This window comes from Nocardia jiangxiensis NBRC 101359 (assembly GCF_000308615.1).
In the GTDB taxonomy this organism is placed as follows: Bacteria; Actinomycetota; Actinomycetes; order Mycobacteriales; family Mycobacteriaceae; genus Nocardia; species Nocardia jiangxiensis.
Genome location: NZ_BAGB01000031.1, coordinates 174577 through 199565 on the forward strand (window position 1 = coordinate 174577; position 24989 = coordinate 199565).

The 24989-nt window shown below is 67.1% G+C and carries 23 protein-coding genes, 1 tRNA gene and 1 pseudogene; 19 read left to right on the top strand and 6 right to left on the bottom strand.

Annotated elements, in window-relative coordinates:
* Window positions 1–2: 2 nt before the first annotated feature.
* Complete coding sequence (gene hisI, locus ON40_RS11070) at window positions 3–350, top strand: phosphoribosyl-AMP cyclohydrolase (protein ID WP_040821516.1); 348 nt, start codon at window positions 3–5, stop codon at window positions 348–350.
* Here the strand turns inward: hisI and ON40_RS11075 are convergent.
* The 3 genes from ON40_RS11075 to ON40_RS11085 form a co-directional block, all read right to left on the bottom strand.
* Window positions 341–865, bottom strand: coding sequence for a MarR family winged helix-turn-helix transcriptional regulator (locus ON40_RS11075; protein ID WP_051192964.1), 525 nt, complete (start codon window positions 863–865; stop codon window positions 341–343). The genes hisI and ON40_RS11075 overlap by 10 nt on opposite strands.
* Window positions 866–1010: 145 nt before the next feature.
* Window positions 1011–1589 (bottom strand): hypothetical protein, encoded by a 579-nt coding sequence (locus ON40_RS11080; protein ID WP_040821277.1) that lies wholly within the window; start codon window positions 1587–1589, stop codon window positions 1011–1013.
* A gap of 66 nt (window positions 1590–1655) precedes the next feature.
* Window positions 1656–1964: a hypothetical protein gene (locus ON40_RS11085; RefSeq protein ID WP_040821279.1), complete on the bottom strand. Its 309-nt coding sequence runs from the start codon at window positions 1962–1964 to the stop codon at window positions 1656–1658.
* 383 nt (window positions 1965–2347) lie between these two features.
* Between ON40_RS11085 and ON40_RS11090 the strand changes: the two genes are divergently transcribed.
* The 11 genes from ON40_RS11090 (at window position 2348) to ON40_RS11140 (ending at window position 13718) form a co-directional block, all read left to right on the top strand.
* Window positions 2348–3919 carry an anthranilate synthase component I gene (locus tag ON40_RS11090; RefSeq protein WP_372460216.1) on the top strand — a complete coding sequence of 524 codons (1572 nt, stop codon included), beginning with the start codon at window positions 2348–2350 and terminating at the stop codon, window positions 3917–3919.
* Between the two features lies 1 nt (window position 3920).
* Window positions 3921–4775 carry a Trp biosynthesis-associated membrane protein gene (locus ON40_RS11095; protein WP_083895565.1) on the top strand — a complete coding sequence of 285 codons (855 nt, stop codon included), beginning with the start codon at window positions 3921–3923 and terminating at the stop codon, window positions 4773–4775.
* A gap of 147 nt (window positions 4776–4922) precedes the next feature.
* Entirely contained in the window at window positions 4923–5747 is an 825-nt protein-coding gene (gene trpC, locus ON40_RS11100) for an indole-3-glycerol phosphate synthase TrpC (RefSeq protein ID WP_040821282.1), read from the top strand.
* A complete protein-coding gene (trpB, locus tag ON40_RS11105) occupies window positions 5744–7000 on the top strand; it encodes a tryptophan synthase subunit beta (RefSeq protein ID WP_040821284.1) in 1257 nt (418 codons plus the stop codon). Before trpC ends, trpB begins: the two co-directional genes overlap by 4 nt.
* A gap of 121 nt (window positions 7001–7121) precedes the next feature.
* Window positions 7122–7895, top strand: a complete 774-nt coding sequence (trpA, locus tag ON40_RS11110) for a tryptophan synthase subunit alpha (RefSeq protein ID WP_040821525.1) — start codon at window positions 7122–7124, stop codon at window positions 7893–7895.
* Between the two features lie 62 nt (window positions 7896–7957).
* Window positions 7958–9115 carry a prolipoprotein diacylglyceryl transferase gene (gene lgt / locus ON40_RS11115; RefSeq protein WP_083895566.1) on the top strand — a complete coding sequence of 386 codons (1158 nt, stop codon included), beginning with the start codon at window positions 7958–7960 and terminating at the stop codon, window positions 9113–9115.
* A 114-nt stretch (window positions 9116–9229) separates the two neighbouring features.
* Window positions 9230–9733: a TM2 domain-containing protein gene (locus ON40_RS11120; RefSeq protein WP_040821286.1), complete on the top strand. Its 504-nt coding sequence runs from the start codon at window positions 9230–9232 to the stop codon at window positions 9731–9733.
* A 166-nt stretch (window positions 9734–9899) separates the two neighbouring features.
* Window positions 9900–10634 carry a transporter substrate-binding domain-containing protein gene (locus ON40_RS11125; protein ID WP_373281892.1) on the top strand — a complete coding sequence of 245 codons (735 nt, stop codon included), beginning with the start codon at window positions 9900–9902 and terminating at the stop codon, window positions 10632–10634.
* Window positions 10635–10649: 15 nt separating this feature from the next.
* Window positions 10650–11318, top strand: a complete 669-nt coding sequence (locus ON40_RS11130; protein ID WP_040821291.1) for an amino acid ABC transporter permease — start codon at window positions 10650–10652, stop codon at window positions 11316–11318.
* A gap of 81 nt (window positions 11319–11399) precedes the next feature.
* The gene (gene pyk / locus ON40_RS11135; RefSeq protein WP_083895567.1) at window positions 11400–12821 is read left to right on the top strand and encodes a pyruvate kinase; all 1422 of its coding nucleotides are present in this window, start codon (window positions 11400–11402) and stop codon (window positions 12819–12821) included.
* Window positions 12822–13718, top strand: coding sequence for an acyl-CoA thioesterase (locus tag ON40_RS11140; RefSeq protein WP_245567753.1), 897 nt, complete (start codon window positions 12822–12824; stop codon window positions 13716–13718). It abuts the gene before it with no gap.
* A 15-nt stretch (window positions 13719–13733) separates the two neighbouring features.
* On the opposite strand, the gene ON40_RS11145 is transcribed toward ON40_RS11140, so the two are convergent.
* The 3 genes from ON40_RS11145 to ON40_RS11155 all read right to left on the bottom strand — a co-directional run bounded on the left by ON40_RS11145 (window position 13734) and on the right by ON40_RS11155 (window position 15404).
* Window positions 13734–14096, bottom strand: a complete 363-nt coding sequence (locus ON40_RS11145) for a hypothetical protein (RefSeq protein ID WP_245567754.1) — start codon at window positions 14094–14096, stop codon at window positions 13734–13736.
* Window positions 14097–14250: 154 nt separating this feature from the next.
* The gene (locus tag ON40_RS11150; RefSeq protein ID WP_051192965.1) at window positions 14251–14880 is read right to left on the bottom strand and encodes an arsenate reductase/protein-tyrosine-phosphatase family protein; all 630 of its coding nucleotides are present in this window, start codon (window positions 14878–14880) and stop codon (window positions 14251–14253) included.
* A 437-nt stretch (window positions 14881–15317) separates the two neighbouring features.
* A tRNA-Leu gene (locus ON40_RS11155) sits at window positions 15318–15404 on the bottom strand.
* 202 nt (window positions 15405–15606) lie between these two features.
* Here ON40_RS11155 and ON40_RS11160 point away from each other — a divergent pair.
* The 7 genes and pseudogenes from ON40_RS11160 (at window position 15607) to polA (ending at window position 24863) form a co-directional block, all read left to right on the top strand.
* A complete protein-coding gene (locus tag ON40_RS11160) occupies window positions 15607–16227 on the top strand; it encodes an ANTAR domain-containing response regulator (RefSeq protein ID WP_040821299.1) in 621 nt (206 codons plus the stop codon).
* A 237-nt stretch (window positions 16228–16464) separates the two neighbouring features.
* The gene (locus ON40_RS11165) at window positions 16465–17655 is read left to right on the top strand and encodes a branched-chain amino acid ABC transporter substrate-binding protein (RefSeq protein WP_245567760.1); all 1191 of its coding nucleotides are present in this window, start codon (window positions 16465–16467) and stop codon (window positions 17653–17655) included.
* Window positions 17656–17815: 160 nt separating this feature from the next.
* Complete coding sequence (locus ON40_RS11170) at window positions 17816–18850, top strand: branched-chain amino acid ABC transporter permease (protein ID WP_051192966.1); 1035 nt, start codon at window positions 17816–17818, stop codon at window positions 18848–18850.
* Entirely contained in the window at window positions 18847–20082 is a 1236-nt protein-coding gene (locus ON40_RS11175; RefSeq protein ID WP_040821306.1) for a branched-chain amino acid ABC transporter permease, read from the top strand. Before ON40_RS11170 ends, ON40_RS11175 begins: the two co-directional genes overlap by 4 nt.
* A pseudogene (locus ON40_RS54480) lies at window positions 20079–21071 on the top strand (ABC transporter ATP-binding protein); the annotation flags it as partial. The gene ON40_RS11175 and the pseudogene ON40_RS54480, both read left to right, overlap by 4 nt.
* A 234-nt stretch (window positions 21072–21305) precedes the next feature.
* On the top strand, window positions 21306–22001 hold the full coding sequence (locus ON40_RS54485) for an ABC transporter ATP-binding protein (RefSeq protein ID WP_235748240.1): 696 nt from the start codon (window positions 21306–21308) through the stop codon (window positions 21999–22001).
* 126 nt (window positions 22002–22127) lie between these two features.
* Window positions 22128–24863 (top strand): DNA polymerase I, encoded by a 2736-nt coding sequence (gene polA / locus ON40_RS11185; RefSeq protein WP_040821308.1) that lies wholly within the window; start codon window positions 22128–22130, stop codon window positions 24861–24863.
* Window positions 24864–24989 lie beyond the last annotated feature (126 nt).

Consider the following 24989-nt stretch of genomic DNA (forward strand, 5'->3'; position numbering starts at 1 on the left):
GCGTGAGTCTGGATCCCGCCATCGCCGCCCGCCTCAAACGCAACGAGGCCGGATTGGTCGCCGCCGTCGCGCAGGAGCGGGGCAGCGGTGACGTGCTGATGATGGCGTGGATGGACGACGAGGCCCTGGCCCGCACTCTGGCGACGCGCAAGGCCACCTACTATTCGCGCTCCCGGCAGCAGTACTGGGTCAAGGGCGAGACCTCCGGGCACACCCAGTACGTGCACGAGGTGCGTCTGGACTGCGACGGTGACACTCTGCTGCTGATCGTCGATCAGGAGGGCGCGGCCTGCCACACCGGCACGCACACCTGCTGGGATTCGGACGTCCTGCTGACCGATCAGGGCTGAGCTGATCCGGGTTCGGCGTCCTCGGTGACGGTGGATCGGCCGTCGGTGCGCCCCAGCCCCCGGGTGAGCCCCTCTTCGAGTTGCGCGACCATCGCCTCGCCGAGTTCGGCGAGTTGTTCGGTCTGCTGCTCGTCGAGGCCGTCCAGGACCAGTCCGCGCACGGCCTCGAGGTAGCCGGGGGTGGCCTGCTGCACCTTCAGATAGCCGGTTTCGGTCAGTACCGCGTCCGCGCCGCGGCGGCCGGTGGACATCTCGCGCTTGGCCCAGCCGAGCCGCTCCAATTTGGTCACCACATGGGACAGGCGAGATAGCGAAGCGTTTGCTCTGGAGGCCAGTTCGCTGAGCTGAAGTCGGCGTTCGGGTTCGGCGGCCAGTAGCTCGAGGACGAAGTACTCGAAGTGGGTGACGCCGGATTCACGCTGCATCTGCGTGTCCATGGCGGCGGGCAGCCGGGTCGTGAGCGCGACCAGGATTCGCCACGCTCGCTGTTCGGTGGGGTTCAGCCACTTCGTCACTTCGAGCCTTTCTTACAGCCAAGTGACGTGATCTGGTTTGCGATACTGGTTGGTCTTGAATGGTCAATCCACGGTCACCTGCAGACACGTAGTTTGCCATGATTTCGCTCGATGGTCACGGGTGTTGTGAATGACGTGACATCTCTCACCCGTTGCGTTCCATGTCAGCGGGCTGGGCAGGAGGTGGCGGCGCGCTGGAATCCTTACGGTGCCGCCCGGCGTGGCGCGTGCGCCACCGCCCGCGCATCCGCAGGAACAGTGCGAGCAGAAACAGCACGGCGGCGACGATGGCCCCGATCAAGGATGCGCCGCGAAAGCCCGGCGCCTGCACGTCCAGCACGCGCTCCCCGGCATGCGCTGCGCTGCTACCGCCCCAGACGATGGTCAGCGTCATCAGATTCGGCAGGGCCAGGACCAGTGCCAGCACGGCCGCGCATCCGGCCAGGAATCGCCCGCCCCTGCGCCGCCAGACCGTGACGACGCCCATCAGCAGGAACAGCGGGATCACCGTGCAGAAGAAGCCCAATCCCAGGCCGGACCAGATGCCCTTGGCGAAACTGCCGTGCCCGGACATGGTCGCGATGCGCTGCGCCCACCAGCGCGGGATGAAGGAGGCCAGAATGAAATAGGCGACGACCAGCGCCACGATCACGGCGACAATACCGATGATCCGATTTCGCCACGTATTGGTGCTGGATGATTGCTCCGCACTTTGCGAGGTCATATGACCAGCGTAGGCGGAATTTGCCGAAGTACCGGGCGCGGCACACGCCCGGTACCGAAAAGCCGGTCAGACCCCGAGCAGCGTTGCCACTTCCGGATTCTTGATCTGCATGACGTCCAGGATGCCGTGCGCCTTCAGGAACGGCCTGAGTTCCTTGATGCGATCGGCGTGCTCGGCGTACTCGTCCGGGAATTTGCGGCGGTCCAGGCTCTCCAGAGCCTTCACATAGGTGACGAAGGAGGCCAGGGCGTCGGACCGGGTCCCGGTGGTCTGCGGGCCGCGCGGCATCATCCGGGGTGCCTGGCCGGGCGTACCGCCCAGCGGCTGCGCCGGGTATCGGGGTACCTCCGGTGCGATCGGTTGCGAGGGGTACATCGGTGTATGAACTCCGCTCTTGCTCGGGTGTCCCGCCGCGCCGCGCTGATCGAACTCGCGCCCGCGGAGGGCTTGAACTGATAGCTGGTCTAGCTGCTGGTGAAACGGAGCCGGAGACCCCTCGGCATCGATCGCCGATGGGCCCGGCTCTGGTGGAGCATTTCCTGGTACGCGGTGCTGCCCCAGGAGTCGACTGCGTCCGATGGCCCGCCCGGAAGAACTCGCCCAGCGGGCTTGGTGGGGTGGGGCTCGGCGCATCCGCCGCCGATGACCTCGTCCGGCCGCGAACGGCGATGGTAAGGGTAACGCCCGGAACGCCCGCGCATGGTGCGAACCGGGCATGCTGGTGTGGGCCGCGGGAATCTCGGTTGCCCGTTCCTGAAATGATGGGCGGTATGCACGGCGCAACCGATCGTCCGGGGACCTCGACCACCACCACCCGCGAACACTTCCGTGCGCTCGCGGCCGAGCACCGTGTGGTACCGGTGACTCGAAAGGTGCTGGCGGACTCGGAAACTCCACTCTCGGCCTATCGCAAGCTGGCCGGCGACCGGGCGGGCACGTTCCTGCTCGAGTCGGCGGAGAACGGGCGATCGTGGTCGCGATGGTCGTTCATCGGCGCGGGCAGCCGGGCCGCGCTGACGGTCGTGGACGGCGAGGCGGCGTGGTACGGCGCGACCCCCGCCGACGCCCCGTCCGGGGGTGATCCGCTGCACGCGCTGCGGGACACGCTCGAACTGCTGCGCACCGAGCGGTTCCCGGATCTGCCGCCGCTGACCGGCGGACTGGTCGGCTACCTCGGCTACGACATCGTGCGCCGGATCGAACGGCTGCCCTCGCTGGCCCAGGACGATCTGCACGTCCCGGAGATGGTGATGCTGCTGGCCACGGATCTGGCCGCCTTCGACCACCACGAGGGCGCGATCACGCTCATCGCCAACGCCGTCAACTGGAACGGCACCGACGAGCGCGTCGACGAGGCGTACGACGACGCGGTCGCCCGGCTGGACCGGATGACCGTCGCCCTGGCCGCCCCGGCCGAGTCCACGGTTTCGGTGTTCGACCGGCCCGAACCGGAGTACCGGCGGCAGCGCAGCAGCGAGGAACACCATGCGGGCGTGCGGCGGCTGGTCAAGGAGATCGAGGCCGGCGAGGCGTTCCAGGTGGTTCTCTCGCAGCGATTCGAGATGGACTACGACGGCAGCCCGCTGGATCTGTACCGGATGCTGCGGGCGTCGAATCCGAGTCCGTACATGTATCTGATGCACGTTCCGGACGCGTCCGGCGACACCGCGTTCTCCATCGTGGGTTCGAGTCCGGAATCGCTGGTGACCGTCAAGGACGGCATCGCGACCACCCATCCGATCGCGGGCACCCGGTGGCGCGGTGCCACCCCCGAGGAGGATGTGCTGCTCGAGAAGGATCTGCTGGTCGACGAGAAGGAGAATGCCGAGCATCTCATGCTCGTCGACCTGGGCCGCAACGATCTGGGCCGGGTCTGCCGCCCCGGCACGGTGCGCGTGACCGACTATCGCCACGTCGAGCGGTACAGCCACGTCATGCATCTGGTCTCGACCGTCTCCGCGCAACTGGCCGAGGGCCGGATCGCCCTGGACGCGGTGCAGGCGTGCTTCCCGGCGGGCACGTTGTCGGGTGCGCCCAAGGTGCGGGCGATGGAGTTGATCGAGGAGTTGGAGCCGACGCGTCGCGGGGTGTACGCCGGAGTGGTGGGATATCTCGACTTCGCCGGTGACGCCGACACCGCCATCGCCATCCGCACCGCGGTGCTCAAGGATGGCATCGCCTATGTGCAGGCCGGTGGTGGCATCGTCGCCGACTCCGAACCCGAATACGAGGACACCGAGTCGCGCAACAAGGCGATGGCGGTGCTCAACGCCGTCGCGGCCGCCCGCACGGTTCGCGCCTTCACCCCGGACCAGGATTCGGCGGGCTGAGATGAGTTCCCCGGAATCCCAACCGGCCCAGCCGGATTCGACCCCCCAGGACCACGCCGCACCGGCCGACGACCAGGTCGCGCGCGTCGGCGCCGAGCGCGCGGTTCCGCCCGACGACGTCCCCGGGCAGCCCGAAGCGCCTGCCCGGCGGAAGAATCCGATCGGGCCGGTGGTGCTGCTGGTGCTGGCCGCCGCCGCGCTGTGGGGCGCGTCGCGAATGACGTGGGTGACGATCTCGTCCTCCGACGGGCTCACCGAACCGGCGACGCATCGGCTCGACGGCGGTGTGTGGTTCGGCGCGCTGACCCCGGTGGCGCTGGTGCTGCTGGCCGGTGTGGCGGCCGTCTTCGCGACGCGAGGGTGGCTGCGGCGGCTGGTCGGAGTGGTGGTCGCCCTGCTCGCGGCGGTGGCCGCGGTCCCCGGATTCGCGTTGCTGACCCATCACGGCAAGACGGCCGAACGCGCCGCAACGCTGGCTCAGCTACCTGCCCGCGCGCACGTGGATCACGTCACCACCGCGGCGTTTCCGGCAGTGCTGAGTCTGATCGGCGCGCTGCTGGCCTTCGCCGCGGGTGTCCTGCTCGCGCGGATGCCCGAGGCCACGGCCAGACTGTCGGGCAAATACGATAATCCGGTGTTCCGGCGGGCGGCCGCTGCCGAGCAGGTCGCGCGGCAGCGCGGCAACGTCGCGGCAACGTCGTCAGCGAACTCTGGGCAAGCTCCGGCTGGGACTGCGGAATCCGGTGCGCCGCAAGCGGGTTCCGCCTCGAAGGAGCCGCTGTCCGAGCGTGTCCTGTGGGATGCGCTGGACGCCGGGGCCGACCCCACCGACGACGGGGCCGAACGTGACCGGTGAGTCATATCCGCCCAGGTGCGACGCGGAACACCCCGCCGTCGGCGTCGCGAACATAGCCATTTACTCTTTATCAAGTTCGGTGAGAGACAACGGCCTGGGGGGATTCTCAGGCATCAACTCCGTCTCCCCAGAAAGGATTCGAGCCAGATGACGGTACTCGACTCGATTCTCGACGGGGTCCGCGCGGATGTGGCCGCACGGGAAGCCCACCTGGATTTCCAGGCCGTCAAGAAGGCCGCCGCGGCGGCCCCGTCCCCACGCAACGCGCTCGCCGCGCTGCACCAGGACGGTGTCGGAGTGATCGCCGAGGTGAAGCGGTCCAGCCCCTCCAAGGGTGATCTGGCCGACATCCCGGACCCCGCCAGTCTGGCGAAGTCGTACGAGGACGGCGGCGCGCGGATCATCAGCGTGCTCACCGAGCGGCGCCGGTTCAACGGCTCGCTGGACGACCTCGACGCGGTGCGCGCGGTCGTCGATCTGCCCATCCTGCGCAAGGATTTCGTCGTCGGTCCCTACCAGATCCACGAGGCGCGCGCGCACGGTGCGGACGTGATCCTGCTGATCGTCGCGGCCCTGGAGCAGGACGTGCTGTCCTCGCTCATCGATCGCACCGAATCGCTGGGCATGACCGCGCTGGTCGAGGTGCACACCGAGGTAGAGGCCGATCGGGCCCTGGAGGCGGGAGCCTCGGTCATCGGTGTGAACGCGCGCAATCTCAAGACGCTCGAGGTGGATCGCGACGTGTTCGCGCGGATCGCGCCCGGCCTGCCCACCGAGGTCATCCGCGTCGCGGAGTCCGGCATCAGCGGTACCGCGGATCTGCTGGCCTACGCCGGTGCGGGCGCGGATGCCGTGTTGGTCGGCGAGAGCCTGGTGACCAGCGGTGATCCGCGCGCGGCGGTGTCCGAGCTGGCGACCGCCGGAACCCACCCGTCCTGCCCGCGCCCGCTGCGCCGGGGTGCGGCCCGATGACCCGGACCCACGAGCCGGTGCTGCCACAGGCCAGCGAGGGTGTGACGCAGCGCAGCCACGAACCCGATGCGGGCGGCCATTTCGGCGTCTACGGCGGGCGGCACGTGCCCGAGGCGTTGATGGCGGTGATCGAGGAGGTCACCGCCCAGTACGACAAGTGCCGCGTCGACCCGGACTTCCTCGGGGAGCTGGACCGGTTGCAGCGCGACTACGCCGGTCGTCCCTCGCCGCTGTTCGAATGCCGGCGCTTGGCCGAGCACGCCGGCGGAGCGCGCATCTTCCTCAAGCGCGAGGATCTGAACCACACCGGCTCGCACAAGATCAACAACGTGCTGGGCCAGGCCCTGCTCGCCCAGCGGATGGGCAAGACCCGGGTCATCGCCGAGACCGGCGCGGGCCAGCACGGTGTCGCGACCGCGACCGCGTGCGCCCTGCTGGGCCTGGACTGCGTGGTCTACATGGGTGCGGTGGACACCGCCCGCCAAGCGCTCAACGTCGCCCGGATGCGACTGCTGGGCACGAAGGTCGTCTCGGTGACCACCGGTTCGCAGACCCTCAAGGACGCGATCAACGAGGCGTTGCGCGACTGGGTCACCAATGCGGACGACACCTACTACGCCTTCGGCACCGCCGCGGGCCCGCACCCCTTCCCCTTGCTGGTGCGCGATTTCCAGCGGGTGGTCGGGCTCGAGGCGCGGGCGCAGATCCAGGCGCAGGCCGGGCGGCTGCCCGATGCGGTCGCGGCGTGCGTGGGCGGTGGATCCAATGCGATCGGCATCTTCCATCCCTTCATCGACGACGCGGGCGTGCGCCTGATCGGCTACGAGGCCGCTGGTGAGGGTGTCGAAACCGGAAGGCACGCAGCCACGTTCACCGGCGGTACGCCGGGCGCGTTCCAGGGCGCGTACTCGTATCTGCTGCAGGACGAGGACGGGCAGACGATCGAGTCGCACTCGATCTCGGCTGGTCTGGACTATCCGGGCGTCGGCCCGGAGCACGCCTACCTCAAGGACATCGGTCGTGCGGAATACCGGCCGATCACCGATACCGAGGCGATGGACGCGCTGCTGCTGCTGTCCCGCCGCGAGGGCATCATCCCGGCGGTCGAGTCCGCGCACGCCGTGGCGGGCGCGCTGACCCTGGGGCGTGAGCTGGGCGAGGGATCGGTCATCCTGGTGAACCTGTCCGGTCGCGGCGACAAGGATATGGACACCGCGGCCAAGTGGTTCAACCTGTTCGACGAGGACGCGTGATGATGACGATTGCTGGTCGCGGCGACAAGGACATGGCAGTGACATCGAGGAGCGCCGCGGCGAAGTGGTTCGGCCTGTTCGACGAGCCGCAGGAGGAGCAGAAGTGAGCCGGTTGGCCGATATGTTCGCGGCGTGCCGCGACGAGGACCGGGCCGCGCTGATCGGTTATCTGCCCGCCGGTTACCCGGATCTGGCAGGTTCCATCGCCGCCTGCACCGCAATGGTCGAATCCGGTTGCGACGTCATCGAAGTCGGTGTCGCGTACTCCGATCCGGTGATGGACGGACCCACCATCCAGGCCGCCGCCGACCAGGCGTTGCGCGGCGGAGTACGGGTGCGGGACGTGTTCGCCGTGGTCGAGGCGATCACCCGGGCCGGTGGCAAGGCCGTGGTGATGACGTACTGGAATCCGGTGCTGCAATACGGCGTCGACCGGTTCTCGCGTGATCTGGCCGCCGCGGGCGGCCTGGGCATCATCACCCCGAATCTGATTCCGGAAGAGGCCGAGGACTGGTTCGCCGCCTCGCGGGCGCACGGCCTGGACCGGATCTTCCTGGTCGCGCCGTCCTCGACCGAGGAACGTCTGGTCAAGACCATCGAGGCCAGCAGCGGATTCGTCTACGCCGCCTCGACGATGGGCGTGACCGGTGCGCGTGCCGCGGTGTCCTCGATGGCGCCGGAATTGTGCGCGCGGATCCGGGCGCACTCCGATATCGCGATCGGCGTCGGCCTGGGTGTGCGCAGCGGTGCGCAGGCCGCGGAGATCGCCGCCTACGCCGACGGTGTGATCGTCGGCTCGGCCCTGGTCACCGCCGCTGGTCAGGGGCTGGCCGAGGTCCGGGCTTTGACCGCGGAACTGGCCGAGGGCGTGCGTTCGGCGGCCGTCGCCTCCTAGTCCGCCGGTGTCCGGCCGACCGCGCCGAATGCGGCGCGAGTGGTTTCCGTTACGGTGGGCGCGTGACCTACCGAGTCCTGGCCGAGAGTGTTGTCGACAGTGCCGTGCACGGCTCCGTGCTGGCATATATTCCGAGTCCGCCGCGCGGGGTCTGGAATCTGGGCCCGCTACCGCTGCGGGCGTACGCGGTGTGCATCATCATCGGCATAATCGTCGCGATCTGGTGGGGTGAGCGGCGCTGGCAGCAGCGCGGCGGCCGCGCGGGCGCGGTGCTGGACGTGGCGATGTTCGCGGTGCCGTTCGGTCTGGTCGGCGGGCGGCTCTACCACGTGTGCACCGACTGGTACCGGTATTTCGACACGGGCAAGGATCCCTGGGACGCGCTGAAGGTCTGGGACGGCGGCCTGGGCATCTGGGGCGCGGTGCTGCTGGGCGGCGTCGGCGCCTGGATCGGCTGCCGGGTGTACCGAATTCCGTTGCCCGCCTTCGGCGATGCGATCGCGCCGGGCATTCTGCTGGCGCAGGCGATCGGCCGGTTGGGCAACTACTTCAACCAGGAACTGTACGGCCACGACACCACCAAGCCGTGGGGCCTGGAGATCTACCTCCGGTTCGACCACAACGGCCAGCTGGACATGATGAACGGCGTGTCCACCGGCGTCGTCCAGCGCATCGTGCAACCGACCTTCCTGTACGAGCTGGTGTGGAACCTGATCGGGGTGGCACTGCTGATCTGGGCGGACCGGCGCTGGCGGATCGGCCACGGGCGGCTGTTCGCGCTGTACGTCGCGGTCTACACCTTCGGCAGGTTCTGGGTCGAGTTGCTGCGCGACGACGACGCCACGCACATCTTCGGCATCCGGATCAACTCGTTCACCTCGACGATCGTATTCGTCTGCGCCATCGCCTATTTCGTGCTCGCCACCAAGGGCCGCGAGGCCGCCGAGACATTGCAGCCCGGCGGGAAACGCCCGTGGCCCTGGCAGTTCGGCGCCTTGCGCGCGCGCGGCGCGGAGTCGGCGCAGGGTTCCGAGGAGAACCCCGGGAAATCGGATGCGTCGAGCGAGAAACCGGAGCACGCTGAGCCCGAGGACTCGTCGGAGGAATCCGGGACGGACGAGCAAACCTCCGGTAGCGAAAACGACGCCGCCGACGATGACGAGTCGACGGTGTCCGCCGCGGCGGAGTCGACGGGGACACCGTCGAAATCCGCCGAGTAGGACCGGCAGCGATATCCGATCCGCCACGATGCGGCGGGACGGGGTGAGGCGGGGCGGCGTGGTACGCCCCGCGGACGAGGAGGACAGGATGATCGAGCACAGCGGGGTGCGGCAGTGACCGACCCCTATCAGCAGCCCGGCTACGGGCCGCAGTACGGCGCACCGGGCACGGGCCCGGGTATGGGCGGGCAGCAGCCGTACGGCCAGCCGCAGTACGGTCCGCAGGACGCGTACGGACAGCCGCAGGACGCCTACGGCCAGTCCAACCCGTACAACCAGCAGGTGTACGCGCAGCAGCCGGGCGGATACCCGCAAACCGGCTATCCGGCCGGTCCGTACGGCCAGCCCGGGATGGATCCCCAGGCGCCCTTCGGCCGCGACATGTACGGCATGCCCTACTCGGACAAGTCGAAGTTGGTGGCGGGCCTGCTGCAACTGTTCCTCGGCGGCTTCGGAGCCGGCCGGTTCTACCTGGGCTACAACGGGATTGCCGTCGCACAGCTGCTGGTCACCATCTTCACCTGCGGTCTGGGCGGCATCTGGCCACTCATCGACGCGATCATGATCTTCATCGGTAACGTCCCCGACCCGTACGGCCGCCCGCTGCAGGAAAGCTGACGACGCCGGCGAGCGGCGATACCGGGAATTCGGCTCATCGCGAGCGAAATCCTCCGGACGACATGCGCGCATACCGTAGTCTGTGCCGGTTCTGTCTCATCGGGCCCGAGGAGACGGACCTGTCTGCCGGAGAGGTAATCCATTGCGTCGCAAGCTGTTCGCCGCCGTGCTCGCGTTCGCTGCCATCGTCGGGACATCCGCCGGGTGCAGCAGCAGCAGCGATCCGAATGTACTGAAGGTCGGGACCGAGGGCACCTACGCGCCGTTCAGCTATCAGGGCAGTGACGGCAAGCTCACCGGATACGACATCGAGGTCGCGCAGGCCGTGGCCGGCAAGCTGGGCAAGAAGGTCGAATTCACCCAGACCCCTTGGGATTCGATCTTCGCCGGGCTGACGTCCAAGCGATTCGACCTGGTCGCCAACCAGGTGACGGTGAATCCGGATCGGCAGCAGAAGTACGCCCTGTCCCAGCCGTACACCACCTCGGAGGGCGTCATCGTCACCCGCGCCGACGATCACTCGGTGCACGCGCTGCCCGATCTGCGCGGTAAGACCTGCGCCCAGTCCTCGACGAGCAACTGGAGTCAGGTGGCTGCCGCGGCGGGCTGCAAGGTCGAGGCCGTGGAGGGTTTCGTGCAGGCGATCCAGCTGTTGAAACAGGGCCGCGTGGACGCCACGGTCAACGACACTCTCGCGGTGGGGGAATACACGAAGAAGACCGGCGACACCGCCGTGCAGGTCGCGGCGAAGACCAGCGACACCAGTAAGCAGGCCTTCGCCGCCCGCAAGGATTCCGGGGCGCTGATCGGACGGATCGACGATGCGCTGAACCAGTTGCGCGCGGACGGCACGCTGGCCCGGATCTCCGTGAAGTACTTCGGCTCCGACGTCAGCAAATAGGCCGGTTGCCGATCCATGGACTCCCCGACCTGGGAGCTGATCCGTCACAATCTCGAGCCGATGCTCGTCGCGACGGTCACCAAGACGTTGCCGCTGACGGCGATCAGCTTCGGTATCGGCCTGGTCCTCGCGTTGTTCGTGGCGCTGGCCCGGATGTCGTCGGTGCGCCCGGTCGCCGCGGTGGCACGGTTCTACATTTCGGTCATTCGCGGCACGCCGTTGCTGGTGCAGCTGTTCATCGTGTTCTACGCGCTGCCCGAGTTGAACGTCGTCATCGATCCGTTCCCCGCGGCGGTGATCGCGTTCAGTCTGAACGTGGGTGGCTATGCCGCAGAGGTGATTCGGGCGGCCATCCTGTCGGTGGCACGCGGGCAGTGGGAGGCCGCGGAGGCGCTCGGGTTGTCCTATCCGCAGACGCTGCGGTTGATCGTGCTGCCGCAGGCCGCGCGAATCGCGGTGCCGCCGTTGTCCAATACCCTCATCTCGTTGGTGAAGGACACCTCGCTGGCATCCACGATTCTGGTAACCGAACTGTTGCGGGTGGCGCAATTGGCGGCCGCCCCGACCTTCGATTTCTTCGCGCTCTACGGTGTGGCCGCCATCTATTACTGGGTGATCTGTCTGGTGCTCGGATTTGCGCAAACTCGTGTCGAAACCCGGCTGGCCAGACATCTCGCGGGGTGAGCCGGACCATAGGCTCGCCCTATTGATAGCGAAGGGTGTGCCCACTCGGCGAAGCGCATCGAGCAGGACTAGGCTCGAGCCGTGATGCGACGGACAAAGATTGTATGCACCCTCGGGCCGGCCACAGCCTCCGAGGACCGGATCCGCGAACTTGTCGAAAGCGGCATGGATGTGGCCCGGCTTAATTTCAGTCACGGCGAACACGCCGATCACGCTGAGAACTACGAGAAGGTGCGGAAGGCCGCGGATCACCTGGGTCGCGCTGTCGGCATCCTCGCCGATCTACAAGGCCCCAAGATCCGGCTCGGCCGGTTCACGGACGGCCGGACGATGTGGGCCACCGGCGAGGAGGTGCGCATCACCGTCGAGGACGTGGAGGGCACCCACGACCGTGTCTCCACCACCTACAAGGAACTGGCCGCCGACGCCAAGGCGGGCGACCGGCTGCTGGTCGACGACGGCAAGGTCGGGCTGACCGTACTGCGCGTCGAGGGCGACGACGTCGTGTGCCGGGTGACCGAGGGCGGCCCGGTGTCGAACAACAAGGGCGTGTCGCTGCCCGGTATGGACGTTTCGGTGCCGGCCTTGTCGGACAAGGACATTGCCGATCTGGAGTTCGCGCTGAAGCTGGGCGTGGACTTCATCGCGCTGTCGTTCGTGCGCTCCCCGGCGGATGTGGAACTGGTGCACGACGTGATGGATCGCGTCGGCCGCCGGGTGCCGGTGATCGGCAAACTGGAGAAGCCCGAGGCGATCGACAACCTCGAGGCGATCGTGCTGGCCTTCGACGCGATCATGGTCGCCCGCGGCGATCTGGGCGTGGAGCTGCCGCTCGAGCAGGTGCCGCTGGTGCAGAAGCGCGCGATCCAGATGGCAAGGGAGAACGCCAAACCGGTGATCGTGGCGACCCAGATGCTGGAGTCGATGATCACCAACTCCCGACCGACCCGCGCCGAGGCATCCGATGTCGCCAACGCGGTGCTGGACGGTGCGGACGCGGTCATGCTCTCGGGCGAGACCTCGGTCGGCGAATACCCGATCGAGACGGTCCGCACGATGGCACGCATCGTGCACGCCGTGGAATCCGAAACCTCCACGCGGGTACCGCCGTTGACCCATGTGCCGCGCACCAAGCGCGGTGTCATCTCCTACGGCGCCCGCGACATCGGCGAGCGGCTCAACGCCAAGGCGCTGGTCGCGTTCACCCAGTCCGGCGACACCGTGCGCCGCCTGGCCCGACTGCACACCCCGCTGCCGCTGCTGGCGTTCACCCCGCTGCCGGAGGTGCGCAGCCAGCTGTCGCTGAGCTGGGGCGTGGAGACGTTCATCGTGCCGACCGTGCGCACGACCGATGAGATGATCGGTCAGGTCGACAAGGAACTGCTGTCGCTGAATCGGTACGCCAAGGGCGATCTGGTGGTCATCGTGGCCGGGTCCCCGCCGGGAACCATCGGTTCCACCAACCTGATTCACGTGCATCGGATAGGCGAGGAGGACCACTAGTTGAGCGCGTCACTGGGCGAGTCGGTGTCTACGGGAACGGGCGATCTGGAGGTGCTGCTCGGTCTGCTCGACCTGGAGCAGACCGGTGAGGACACGTTCCTCGGGCAGCACCCGGAGAAGGTGTGGAGCCGGACCTTCGGCGGGCAGCTGGTCGCGCAGGCGATCATCGCCGCCGGCCGTACCGTCGGCCCCGGGCGTCCGGTGCACGCGGTCAACGCGCATTTCGTGCGCGGCGGCGATGTGAAGAAGGCGATCGAATACCGGGTGGAACGTCACCGGGACGGCCGCGCCTTCGCCAATCGCACCGTCACCGCCTATCAGGACGATCAGGAGCTGTTCGTCATGCTGGCGGCCTTCCAGGACTACGGCAAGGGCCTCGAGCACGCCACGCCGCAGCCGCAGGTGCCCGATCCGGACGGTCTGCCGCGGGTCGAGGAGTCCTTCGAGGGGCTCGAGGACCGGCTGCAGATGTTCGTCCAGGCTCCGCATCCGATCGATATGCGGTACACCAACGATCCGGCGTGGATCCTCAAGGGCACCGGTGAAACCCTCAACCACAACCGCGTGTGGATGAAGGCCGACGGCACGCTGCCCGACGATCCGCTGATTCACGTTGCGGCGCTGGGTTATTCGTCGGACACCACGGTGCTGGATTCGATCATCACCACGCACGGCCTGTCCTGGGGCTTCGACCGGATCGTCGCGGCGACGGTGAACCACTCGATCTGGTTCCACCGCCCGTTCCGCTTCGACGAGTGGGCCCTGTACTCGACCCAGTCGCCCGTCGCCGCCGGGCAGCGCGGCCTGGCGATGGGGCATTTCTATTCTCGCGCAGGCGAATTGCTGGCGACGGTTGTGCAGGAAGGCGTCATCCGGCACTTCCCGGCCAGGCGCTGAGCCCTCCGGGGAGTACTAGATCAGTTCGCGGTTCTCTTCGAGGTCGAAGCTCTCCCGGTGGAGGGTGTGGATCTCGTAGGGGACCGCGTCCTGTGCGGAGATGCACAGCATCAGGCGGCGCTCCAGCTGGGCCAGGTTGGTCTCGGTGAGCAGCTTCGCGTCACCGACCAGGCTCAGGGCGATCTCGTAGGTGCGTCTGTCACCGGGGTCTTCGTCCGGATTATCCAGTCGCCATTGGGTTTCCAGTACCGCGTGGGTCGGCTGATCGGCATCGACCGGCAGAGTGAATCGCCACGCGAACAGATCGCGATCGGCCACGTGTTCGTCGACCACCCTGCGGACGGTGGCCACCACACGATCGAGGGTTTCGGGTGTCACGTAAACATGGAGTGAAACATCCGAAATGCGTTTCGGCATGTCGAGTCCTGTTCTTGTGTCGAACCTTTGGCGGAGCCATTCGCCCGGCAGTGTAGTCGCTCCCGCGGGAAATGGGGAGGACACCTCCGTCGCCTGGAGCGTCGGTGCGAATTCCTCAGGCCTGTCGGCCGATTCGAGTGGTGTCGGTCACCGGCGGTACGTCCCGCCGTCCACCGGGCAGTACCACCAGATGCGGGCGGCCGCGGTCGTCGGTGGCGTGCCCGGTGGGCATGCACAGCCACAGCAGCAGCGGCGCGAGATTTTCGGCGATCCGGTCGCCGACCTCGCAGTATTTCTCCGGGGACAGGCCCACCGGATCGGCGATGTTCTCCCGGCCCACCAGTGCCAGATCGTTACGGGCGCGGTCCATCTCGGCGACGGTGCGCGCACCGCTGACCTTGGCGATGCGGTACGCCTGCAGCAGTGTGAAGGTGCGTGGCCGGGCGCCGGGGACATGCGCGACGATATCGTCGCGAATCTGTTCGGTCATGGCCAGGATCAGATCGGCGCGGTCGACCATCTCCGGTTTGAGGCGGCGGGCGCGGAAGCCGCTCGCATTCGCGCCGAGTCCGGTGATCGTCTGTGCCGCAAGCGGTTCCACACCGAATCCGACCAATGCCCGGGTTCCGGCGCTCTCCGCGGTCAGTTCGTCGTACAGTCCGTGTTCGTCCGCCAGCGCGCGGGTGAGGCGTTCGGCGATCACCGAGCGGCACACATTGCCGGTGCAGACGAACAGGACATGCATGGCAGGTACGGTATGCGTCCACGGGCGCGACGAGAAGACGGCAATAGCGGAAAACAGCCATTGTCGCCAGATGTTCATTTCCGTGTAGCGAGTCGCGCGTGAGCCGTTTGCCTGTGAGTCGCTGAACGGCCCGGAAATCGGTAAATTATTTCCGGCCGGAATCTTCGGTATAATATGTCGCTTCTTCGACCGCCGGGTCGGCTTTCGGGGCCGCGCTTTCGACGTGTCCGCGGGGGAGAACAGTCGTGCGCGCATTGCCGCCGTCGGTGCGACGCGGGCCGGGCCCGATCGGGGTGGTCATATCGTCCTACATGGCGTCGATCCCGTCGCACAGGAAGTACGCCTCGTGTGCCCGGATGGATGACGACCGGATCCGGATATTCGGACAGATCCGCGGAAGAGAATTACGAGATGCCGACCGAAAGGGGAGGCTTATCTGGTGCCGAGTGTGGGACTCGAACCCACACGTCCTTTCGGACAACGGTTTTTGAGACCGTCGCGTCTGCCTGTTCCGCCAACTCGGCGCACCGGGTGCAAATCATAGCCGGTGACCCTCCCGGGAACCGAATCGGTGTGATACTGCCCCGGTTCGTGCTGGGTAAGTGGGTTCTAGACGGCGGCGAACGGTACGCTTCAGGGAACTCGGATGCGTAGCGGTCCGTCGAGGGCGGCGTCGGACTACATCGGAGCATCGGGTGTCGGCATCGGAATACGAGGGGTCTGTCTATGGGAACGTCAACAGGGGGCGCGAAGAAGGATGGGGCGACCGCCGCCAAGCGTGTGGTCGTGGCCGAGGACGAGGCACTCATCCGGATGGACCTGGTGGAGATGCTCACCGAGGAGGGCTATCAGGTCGTCGGCGAGGCGGGCGATGGTCAGCAGGCGGTCGATCTGGCCGGTGAGCTGCGCCCGGATCTGGTGATCATGGATGTGAAGATGCCGCGGCGCGACGGCATCGACGCCGCGGCGGAGATCGCGACCAATCGTGTTGCACCCGTTGTGATCCTGACCGCATTCAGCCAGCGCGACCTGGTCGAGCGGGCCCGGGACGCGGGTGCGATGGCCTATCTGGTCAAACCGTTCACCAAATCCGATCTGGTACCGGCGATCGAGCTGGCAGCCAGCCGTTTCCACGAGATCACCGCACTCGAGAGCGAGGTCGCGAGCCTGTCCGAGCGGCTCGAGACGCGCAAACTCGTCGAGCGTGCCAAGGGTGTGCTGATGCAGACGCAGGGTTTGTCGGAGCCGCAGGCATTCAAGTGGATACAGCGGACCGCGATGGACCGCCGCACCACGATGAAGGCGGTTGCCGAGGTGGTTTTGGAGAACCTCGCACCCAAGTCGTAGTAGCGATGCATTTGCCACCATTAACACAGTGGTAACGCGATCTTGACGAATCTTCGGGATCGAAGTAGGACCGATGGCCCGAATGTGATGCGGAGCTAACGTCACAACGCTATGTTCTGAGCTTGGCCGACATGGTCGGCCCTCTCGGCAACCCCGGGGGATCGAGGAACATAGAGGTGAATCGTGCTTGGTTCAATAACGCGGAGCACCACGCGGACTCGTGTGGTTCGCGGTGCGTTGGTGATCGGGGCGGCGGCCGTGCTGGCCGTAGCCGGTTGCAGCAGCAAATCGACGTCGAACAGCGCCGGTGGCGGGAGCGGAACCGGTCTGTCGATCAAGTCGCTGGTGCAGATCGATAGCCAGGGCAAGGCGGTGACCCAGACCGGTACGGCTCAGGCCGCCGATCCCGCGGGTGACGGCAAGGCCAAGTGCGCGCCCACCACGGCGATCGCGATGGCCGGTGCGCTCACGGGGGCGAATTCCGCGCTCGGCATCAACATCGTGGATGGCGTGAAACTCGCTGTCCAGCAGCACAACAAGGCCAACCCGGACTGTCAGGTGCAGCTCAAGCCCTTCGACACCGAGGGTGATCCGCAGAAGGCCAGCCAGGTCATCCCGACGGTGATCAGCGATCAGTCGGTGACCGCGCTGATCGGTCCGGCGTTCTCCGGTGAGACCAAGGCGACCGGCCAGATCATCAGCGACGCCGGACTTCCGGCGCTGACCTCCTCGGCCACCAACGCCTCGCTGACCAAGAACGGCTGGAAGACCTTCTTCCGCGGCCTGGCCAACGACGATCTGCAGGGTCCCTCGGTCGCGCACTATCTGACCGGCGCGGGCGGGTTCAAGAAGATCTGCGTGGTGCAGGACGACTCCGATTACGGTGTGGGCCTTGCCAAGTCGGTCATCGCCGCGCTCGGCTCCTCGGCCGACGAATCCTGCGCGGCCCAGGTGAAGACCGGTGACAAGGACTTCTCCGCGACGGTCTCGAAGCTGTCCGCCGCCAAGCCGGACGCGATCTTCTATTCCGGGTACTACGCCGAGGCGGCTCCGCTGGTGGAGCAGCTGCACTCGGCCGGGGTGAGCGCGACCTTCGTCTCCGACGACGGCACCAACGACCCGCAGTTCGTCAAGCAGGCCGGTGACTCCAGCAAGGGCGCGCTGCTGTCCTGCCCCTGTGGCCCGGCGCCGGATTCCTTCGCCACCGCCTACAAGGCCCTGAACAACCAGGAGCCGGGCGTGTACTCGGTCGAGGCGTACGACCTGACCACGATCGTGCTGAAGGCGATCGACGCGGGCAAGGTCACCCGCCCCGAGGTGCTCGATTACGTGCGCAACTACGACGGCCAGGGCCTGGCTCGGCACTACAAGTGGGACAGCACGGGTGAATTGTCGAACGCCTTGATCTGGATGTACCAGGTCAAGTAGGGACCTACCCCGTATCGGCAACAGCGTGCACCGGAAGGCGAACCCATCGTCCCGGTGCACGCCCCTTCCATCACCTTGGCTGGGGGCACCCGTGATCTCCGCTCCGGCGGTCCGCATCGGGACCCGGGCACGCTGTTTCCCACGATGACGAGAGTGTCGAATGTCTGTAACCGTATTGGCGGATCCCGCGCTGTATGCCGGGACCATTGATTTCAACATTTCCGGGGTGGTCGACCAGTTCTGGCAGCTCACCGTCGACGGATTGAGCTACGGCGCGATCTACGCGCTGGTGGCCGTCGGCTACACCCTGGTCTACGGCGTATTGCGGCTGATCAACTTCGCCCATTCCGAGGTCTTCATGCTCGGCATGTTCGGACAGTATGTCGGATTGGAGCTGCTGGGATTCTCCGCCAGTGGGAATGTCTACTCCCAGGGTGTGCTGCTGACGATCGTCTACCTGCTGGTGGCGATGCTGATCGGTATGGCGGTGTCCGGTGCGACCGCCGTCGGCCTGGAGCGGGTGGCCTACCGGCCGCTGCGCAAACGCGGCGCCAAACCGCTGATCTTCCTGATCACCGCGATCGGCATGTCCTTCGTGCTGCAGGAGTTCGTGCACTACGTACTGCCGAAACTCGTGTCCGGGCTGGGCGGCACCAATCCGCAGCAGCCGATCAAACTCGTCGAGCCCAAACAGGAATTCTCCCTGTTCGGAGCATCGGTGACGAATGTGGCGATCGTGATCGTGCTGGCCGCGGTCGCGCTGGCCGCGCTCACCGAGATCCTGATCAACCGGACCAGATTCGGCCGCGCCATCCGCGCGGTCGCCCAGGACCCCGACACCGCGACGCTGATGGGCGTGTCCCGCGAGCGGGTCATCATGCTGACCTTCCTGATCGGCGGTCTGCTGGCCGGTGCCGCCGCGACGCTCTACACCTTGAAGGTGCCGCAGGGAATCGTCTTCAACGGCGGATTCATCCTGGGCGTCAAGGCGTTCAGCGCCGCGGTGCTCGGCGGTATCGGCAACCTGCGCGGCGCGCTGCTGGGTGGTCTGCTGCTGGGCCTGGCCGAGGATTACGGCCAGATCCTGTTCGGTACCCAGTGGCGTGACGTGGTCGCGTTCGTGGTGCTGGTGGCGGTGCTGATGCTCCGTCCGACCGGCATTCTGGGCGAGAGTCTCGGAAAGGCCCGGGTATGAGCGAGGCGACGAAAGTTCCGGTGACCTCCACCGCACCGCAGCAGCAGCCGCGCGGTGTGGGTGATGCGATTCGCGGCTGGTGGGGCGGGCTGTCCCGGCCGGCACAATGGGCGTTCGGCGTGCCGGCGGTCATCGTGCTCGGGCTGATCGCGCTGTTCCCGCCGCCGCTGATCAACACCCCGGGCACGAGTTTCGGCGGGGTGATGGCGCAGTTCGCGATGTACGCGCTCATCGCGATCGGCCTGAACGTCGTGGTCGGGCAGACCGGTCTGCTGGATCTGGGCTATGTCGGCTTCTACGCGGTCGGCGCCTATACGGTCGGAATCCTGACCAGTCCGAACAGCCCGTTCCATTCGAATTCCGGTGTCTTCGATTCGAAATGGGCGTGGCTGCTGTGCGTGCCGCTGGCGATCCTGGCGACCGCGGCTTCCGGCCTGATTCTGGGCACCCCGACACTGCGGCTGCGCGGTGACTATCTGGCGATCGTGACCCTCGGATTCGGTGAGATCGTCCGATTGCTCGCCGACAACCTGGGCGGGGTCACCAACGGCAGCCTCGGCCTGGCGGGCATCGCGTATCCGCACCTGGGCGAGTCGAAAACCCATACCGGCGGCTATTTCTCGTCGGGTAACCTCGGCGACCGGAATTCCGGGAATCTGCTGGACCGCGCGAATTCCGGGGTCTGGTGGTTCTGGATCGGCATGCTGCTGGTGGTCGTGGTGCTGATCCTGGTCGGCAATCTGGAGCGCAGCCGCGTCGGCCGCGCCTGGGTCGCGATCCGCGAGGACGAGGACGCCGCGGAGATCATGGGCGTGCCCACCTTCAAATTCAAGCTGTGGGCGTTCACCATCGGCGCGGCGGTGGGCGGCCTGTCCGGCGCGCTGTACGCCGGTCAGGTGCAGTTCATCAATCCGACCGGATTCAACGTCATCAACTCGATGCTGTTCCTGTGCGCGGTGGTGCTGGGCGGTCAGGGCAACAAGCTCGGCGTGATCGTCGGCGCGTTCCTGATCGTGTACCTGCCGAACCGGTTCATGTCGGTGAACGTGGCGGGACAGTCGCTGGGCGACTTCAAATATCTGTTCTTCGGTCTCACGCTGGTGGTGGTGATGATCTTCCGTCCGCAGGGGCTGTTCCCGGCGCGGCAGAAATTGCTCGCCTATTCCAGGCAGGTGTATCGAGCGGTGCGGCGGCCTGCGCAGGCTGCCGAGGCGACGGGAGCGGGCGCATGACCGGGCCGGGCGCTGGTGGCGCGCTGTTCGACAACGAGGACATGTCGGCGGGGTACGCCGAGGAGCAGGAGGCGGGTGCGGCCGGTGTGGTCGACGTCGGCGCCGTGCTCCCGGAGTTGGCCGATACCCAGGTCGTCGCGGAAGTCGTTGCACCACACCGGGAAATCGAGACGGCGGTCGGCGAGCCGCTGCTGCGCACCGACGGGCTGACCATGCGGTTCGGTGGTCTGACGGCACTGGACGCGGTGAGTTTCGAGATCCGCCGCGGCGAGATCCTCGGACTCATCGGGCCCAACGGCGCGGGCAAGACGACCTGCTTCAACGCCATCACCGGTGTGTACCGGCCGTCGGCGGGTACGGTGTTCTTCGACGGCAAGCCGCTGACAAAGACCAAGCGCAACCAGATCACCCGGCTGGGCATCGCCCGGACCTTCCAGAACATCAGGTTGTTCGGGGAGATGACGGCGCTGGAGAACGTGGTCGTGGGCACCGACGCCCGGCACCACACCTCGGTACCCGGTGCGGTGTTCCGTTCCGCGCGACATCGTCGCGAGGAGCGCGACGCCATCGAACGCGGTATGGCGCTGCTGGAGTTCGTCGGCATCGCGCCGCGGGCGGTGGAGAAGGCGCGCAACCTGTCCTACGGCGATCAACGCCGGCTGGAGATCGCCCGCGCGCTGGCGACCGAGCCGAAGCTGCTGTGCCTCGACGAGCCCGCCGCCGGATTCAATCCGAGCGAGAAGTCCGCGCTGATGGATCTGATCCGCAAGATCCGTGACGACGGGTTCACGGTGCTGCTGATCGAGCACGATATGCGGCTGGTCATGGGCGTCACCGACCGGATCGTGGTGCTGGAGTTCGGGCGCAAGATCGCCGACGCGCTGCCCGAGCAGATCCGCGACGACCCGGCGGTGATCGCGGCCTATCTGGGTGTTCCGGACGAGGAGGCGGCGGCGGAATTGGCCGATGCCTCGAGCGAATCCGAATCGTCGGTATTCGTGAACCCGACCGCGGTGGCCGATACCGCGGTGCTTCCGGTCTACCAGGAGGAGGATCCCCGCCCGGCGGATGCCGCGGGCGCGGATCCCGATGTGCCGTTCCGGATCCCCGAGAGCACCGGATCCGACCGCGCGGCGAGCGGATCCGGCGCGGTATCACCCGCCGCGCTGACCACCGGCGGTCCCGGGCAGGGTGGCTCCGAACCGCTGCTCGTGGTCGAGGACATGGTCGTCAGCTACGGCAGAATCCAAGCGCTGCACGGTATTTCGTTGCAGGTCGCGGAGGGTGAGCTGGTGACCCTGCTGGGCGCGAACGGTGCGGGCAAGACCACCACCATGCGCGCGCTGTCCGGGCTGCTGCCCCTGGGGCGCGGGCGGATCACGTTCGCGGGCAAGGACGTCAGCCGGATGCGGGCGCACGAGCGGGTGGTCGAGGGACTGATCCAGGCCCCCGAGGGCCGCGGGGTGTTCCCGGGCATGACCGTGCAGGAGAACCTCGACATGGGTTGTCACGCACGGCCGTTCAAGCAGCGGGCGGAGTACGGGCAGACGCTCGAGCGGGTGTTCGAGTTGTTCCCGCGCCTGGCCGAACGCCGTAAACAGGTGGGCGGCACCATGTCCGGCGGTGAGCAGCAGATGCTGGCGATCGGCCGCGCGCTGATGGCCCGGCCGAAGCTGCTGCTGCTGGACGAGCCGTCCATGGGTCTGGCTCCCATGGTGATCCAGCAGATCTTCCGGATCATCAGCGAGATCAACGCCAACGGCACGACCGTGCTGCTGGTCGAGCAGAACGCGCAACAGGCGCTGACCCGCAGTCACCGCGCCTACATCCTGGAGACCGGTGAGATCACCAAGACCGGCGGTGGCCGTGCGCTGCTGACCGATCCGGCGGTCAAATCGGCGTATCTGGGCGTCGCGTAACCGGTGCGGGATCCGGCCGTGCGATGCGCGGCCGGATCCCGGCCGAACCGCCTCATCCGATCGCGGCGCGCGGGATCCGCGGAGGTCCGGCAACGCTTGTCGGTGCCTGTCCCTAGACTCTGTGCCGTGACTTCAGCCACCAGCGATCAGCGCCCGAGCACCGTGCCCGCAGCCACCGAAGGCGAGCGGCCGACCCTGTTGTTGCTGGACGGACATTCGCTGGCCTATCGCGCGTTCTTCGCCCTGCCCGCGGACAACTTCAAGACGGTCACCGGGCAGACCACCAATGCGGTGTACGGGTTCACCGCCATGCTCATCAACCTGTTGCGCGACGAGAAGCCCACCCACGTGGCCGCCGCGTTCGACGTCAGCCGCAAGACCTTCCGCACCGAGGCGTATCCGGAGTACAAGGCCAATCGCGCCCAGACGCCCGACGAGTTCCGCGGCCAGGTGGAGATCACCCAGGAGGTCCTGGGCGCACTGGGCATTCCGGTGATGGCGATCGACGGTTACGAGGCCGACGATGTGATCGCGACGCTCACCACCCAGGCCGTGCCGCAGGGTTTCCGGGTGCTGATCGTCACGGGCGACCGGGATTCGCTCCAGCTGGTGACCGACGACGTCACGGTCCTGTACCCGAAGAAGGGCGTTTCCGAACTCACCCGGTTCACCCCCGACGCGGTGCAGGAGAAGTACGGCCTGACCCCGGCCCAGTATCCGGACTTCGCGGCTCTGCGCGGCGACCCGAGCGACAATCTGCCCGGTATTCCGGGCGTGGGGGAGAAGACCGCCGCCAAGTGGGTGCGCGAATACGGCGATCTGAACACCCTGGTGGAACGTGTCGATCAGGTGAAGGGCAAGGTCGGTGATGCGTTGCGCGCCAACCTGTCCAGCGTCGTGCTCAACCGCCAGCTCACCGAGATGGTCAAGGACGTCGCGCTGCCGTACACCCCCGATCAGCTGGCTCAGCAGCCGTGGGATCGAGACCGGATCCACCGCCTGTTCGACGATCTGGAATTCCGGGTGCTGCGTGATCGGCTGTTCGACACCCTCGCGGCGCCCGAGCCCGAGGCCGACGGCGGATTCGAGATCAGCGGTGGGGCCGTCGAGCCCGGCGGGGCCGCCGACTGGTTGGCCGAGCATGCCAAAGCCGGTGTGCGCCATGGCATTTCGGTAGTCGGCACCGGAACTCCGGTGAACGGTGACGTCACCGCGATCGCGATCTCGGCCGCCGACGGCGAGGGCGGCTATTTCGACGCGGTAGGGCTGACCCCGGAGGACGAGGCGGCGTTGGGCGCGTGGCTGGCCGATCCGGCGATCCCCAAGGCCGTGCACGAGGCCAAGGCCGCCAAGCACGCGCTGCGCGGGCGTGGCTGGCGGCTGGCCGGCCTGGCCAGCGATACGGCGCTGGCCGCCTATCTGGTCCGCCCCGGTCAGCGCACCTTCAATCTGGACGATCTGTCGCTGCGCTATCTCTCGCGCGAGCTGCGCGTGGAATCGGACGAGCAGCCACAGCTGTCCCTGCTCGACGAGGAGGGCTCGGTCGACGCCGAACTGGCCCAGGCCGAGATCCTGCGCGCCCGCGCGGTGGCCGATCTGGCCGAGGCGCTGGATATCGAGCTGGAGCGCATCGAGTCCACCAGGCTGCTCACCGAGATGGAGCTGCCGCTGCTGGCGGTGCTGGCCGAACTGGAGGAGGCCGGTATCGGCGTCGACGTCGCCGAACTCGAGCAGCTGCAATCCGAATTCGCCGATCGCGTCGCCGATGCCGCGAGCGCGGCCTACGGGGTGATCGGCAAGCAGATCAACCTCGGCTCGCCCAAGCAGTTGCAGGTGGTGCTGTTCGACGAGCTCGAGATGCCCAAGACCAAGCGCACCAAGACCGGATACACCACCGACGCCGATGCGCTCGAGTCGCTGTTCGAGAAGACCCAGCATCCCTTCCTGGAGCATCTGCTCGCGCACCGCGATGCGACCCGGCTGAAGGTGACCGTCGACGGCCTGCTCAAATCGGTCGCCGACGACGGCCGCATCCACACCACGTTCAACCAGACCATCGCCGCGACGGGCCGGTTGTCCTCCACCGAGCCGAATCTGCAGAACATCCCGATCCGCACCGATACCGGCCGTCGCATCCGCGACACCTTCGTCGTCGGGCCCGGCTGCGAGTCGCTGATGACCGCGGACTACAGCCAGATCGAGATGCGGATCATGGCGCACCTGTCCAAGGACGAGGGCCTGATCGAGGCGTTCAACTCGGGGGAGGATCTGCACAATTTCGTCGCCTCCAAGGCCTTCGACATACCGATCACCGAGGTGAACCCGGAGCTGCGCCGCCGGATCAAGGCGATGTCCTACGGCCTGGCCTACGGATTGTCGGCCTACGGGTTGTCCCAGCAGCTCAAGATCAGCGCCGAGGAGGCCAAGGCGCAGATGGACGTGTACTTCTCCCGGTTCGGCGCGATTCGCGACTATCTGCACGAGGCGGTCGAGCAGGCCCGCAAGGTCGGGTACACCGAGACGCTGTTCGGTCGTCGCCGCTATCTGCCCGATCTGGATTCGAGTAACCGCCAGCGTCGCGAGGCGGCCGAGCGCATGGCGCTCAACGCGCCCATCCAGGGCACCGCCGCCGACATCATCAAGGTCGCCATGATCAACGTGCAGCACGCGGTGCAGGAGGCCGGACTCGCCTCGCGCACCCTGCTGCAGATCCACGACGAACTGCTCTTCGAAGTCGCCCCGGGCGAGCGCGAGCAGCTGGAAGCTCTTGCGCGCGAACATATGTCGAAGGCGATCGAGCTGTCGGTGCCGCTCGAGGTCTCGGTGGGAGTCGGGCGCAGCTGGGATGCCGCCGCGCACTAGCGACGAAGAAAAACCGTGGCCGCCGGTCGGATGAGGGGGACGCCCGGCGGCCACGGAGTCGGTCGGCGCATCGTGGCGCCGGATCCGGTCGGGCCGGTGGGCCCGTTCCGGTATGGCTCGTTATCA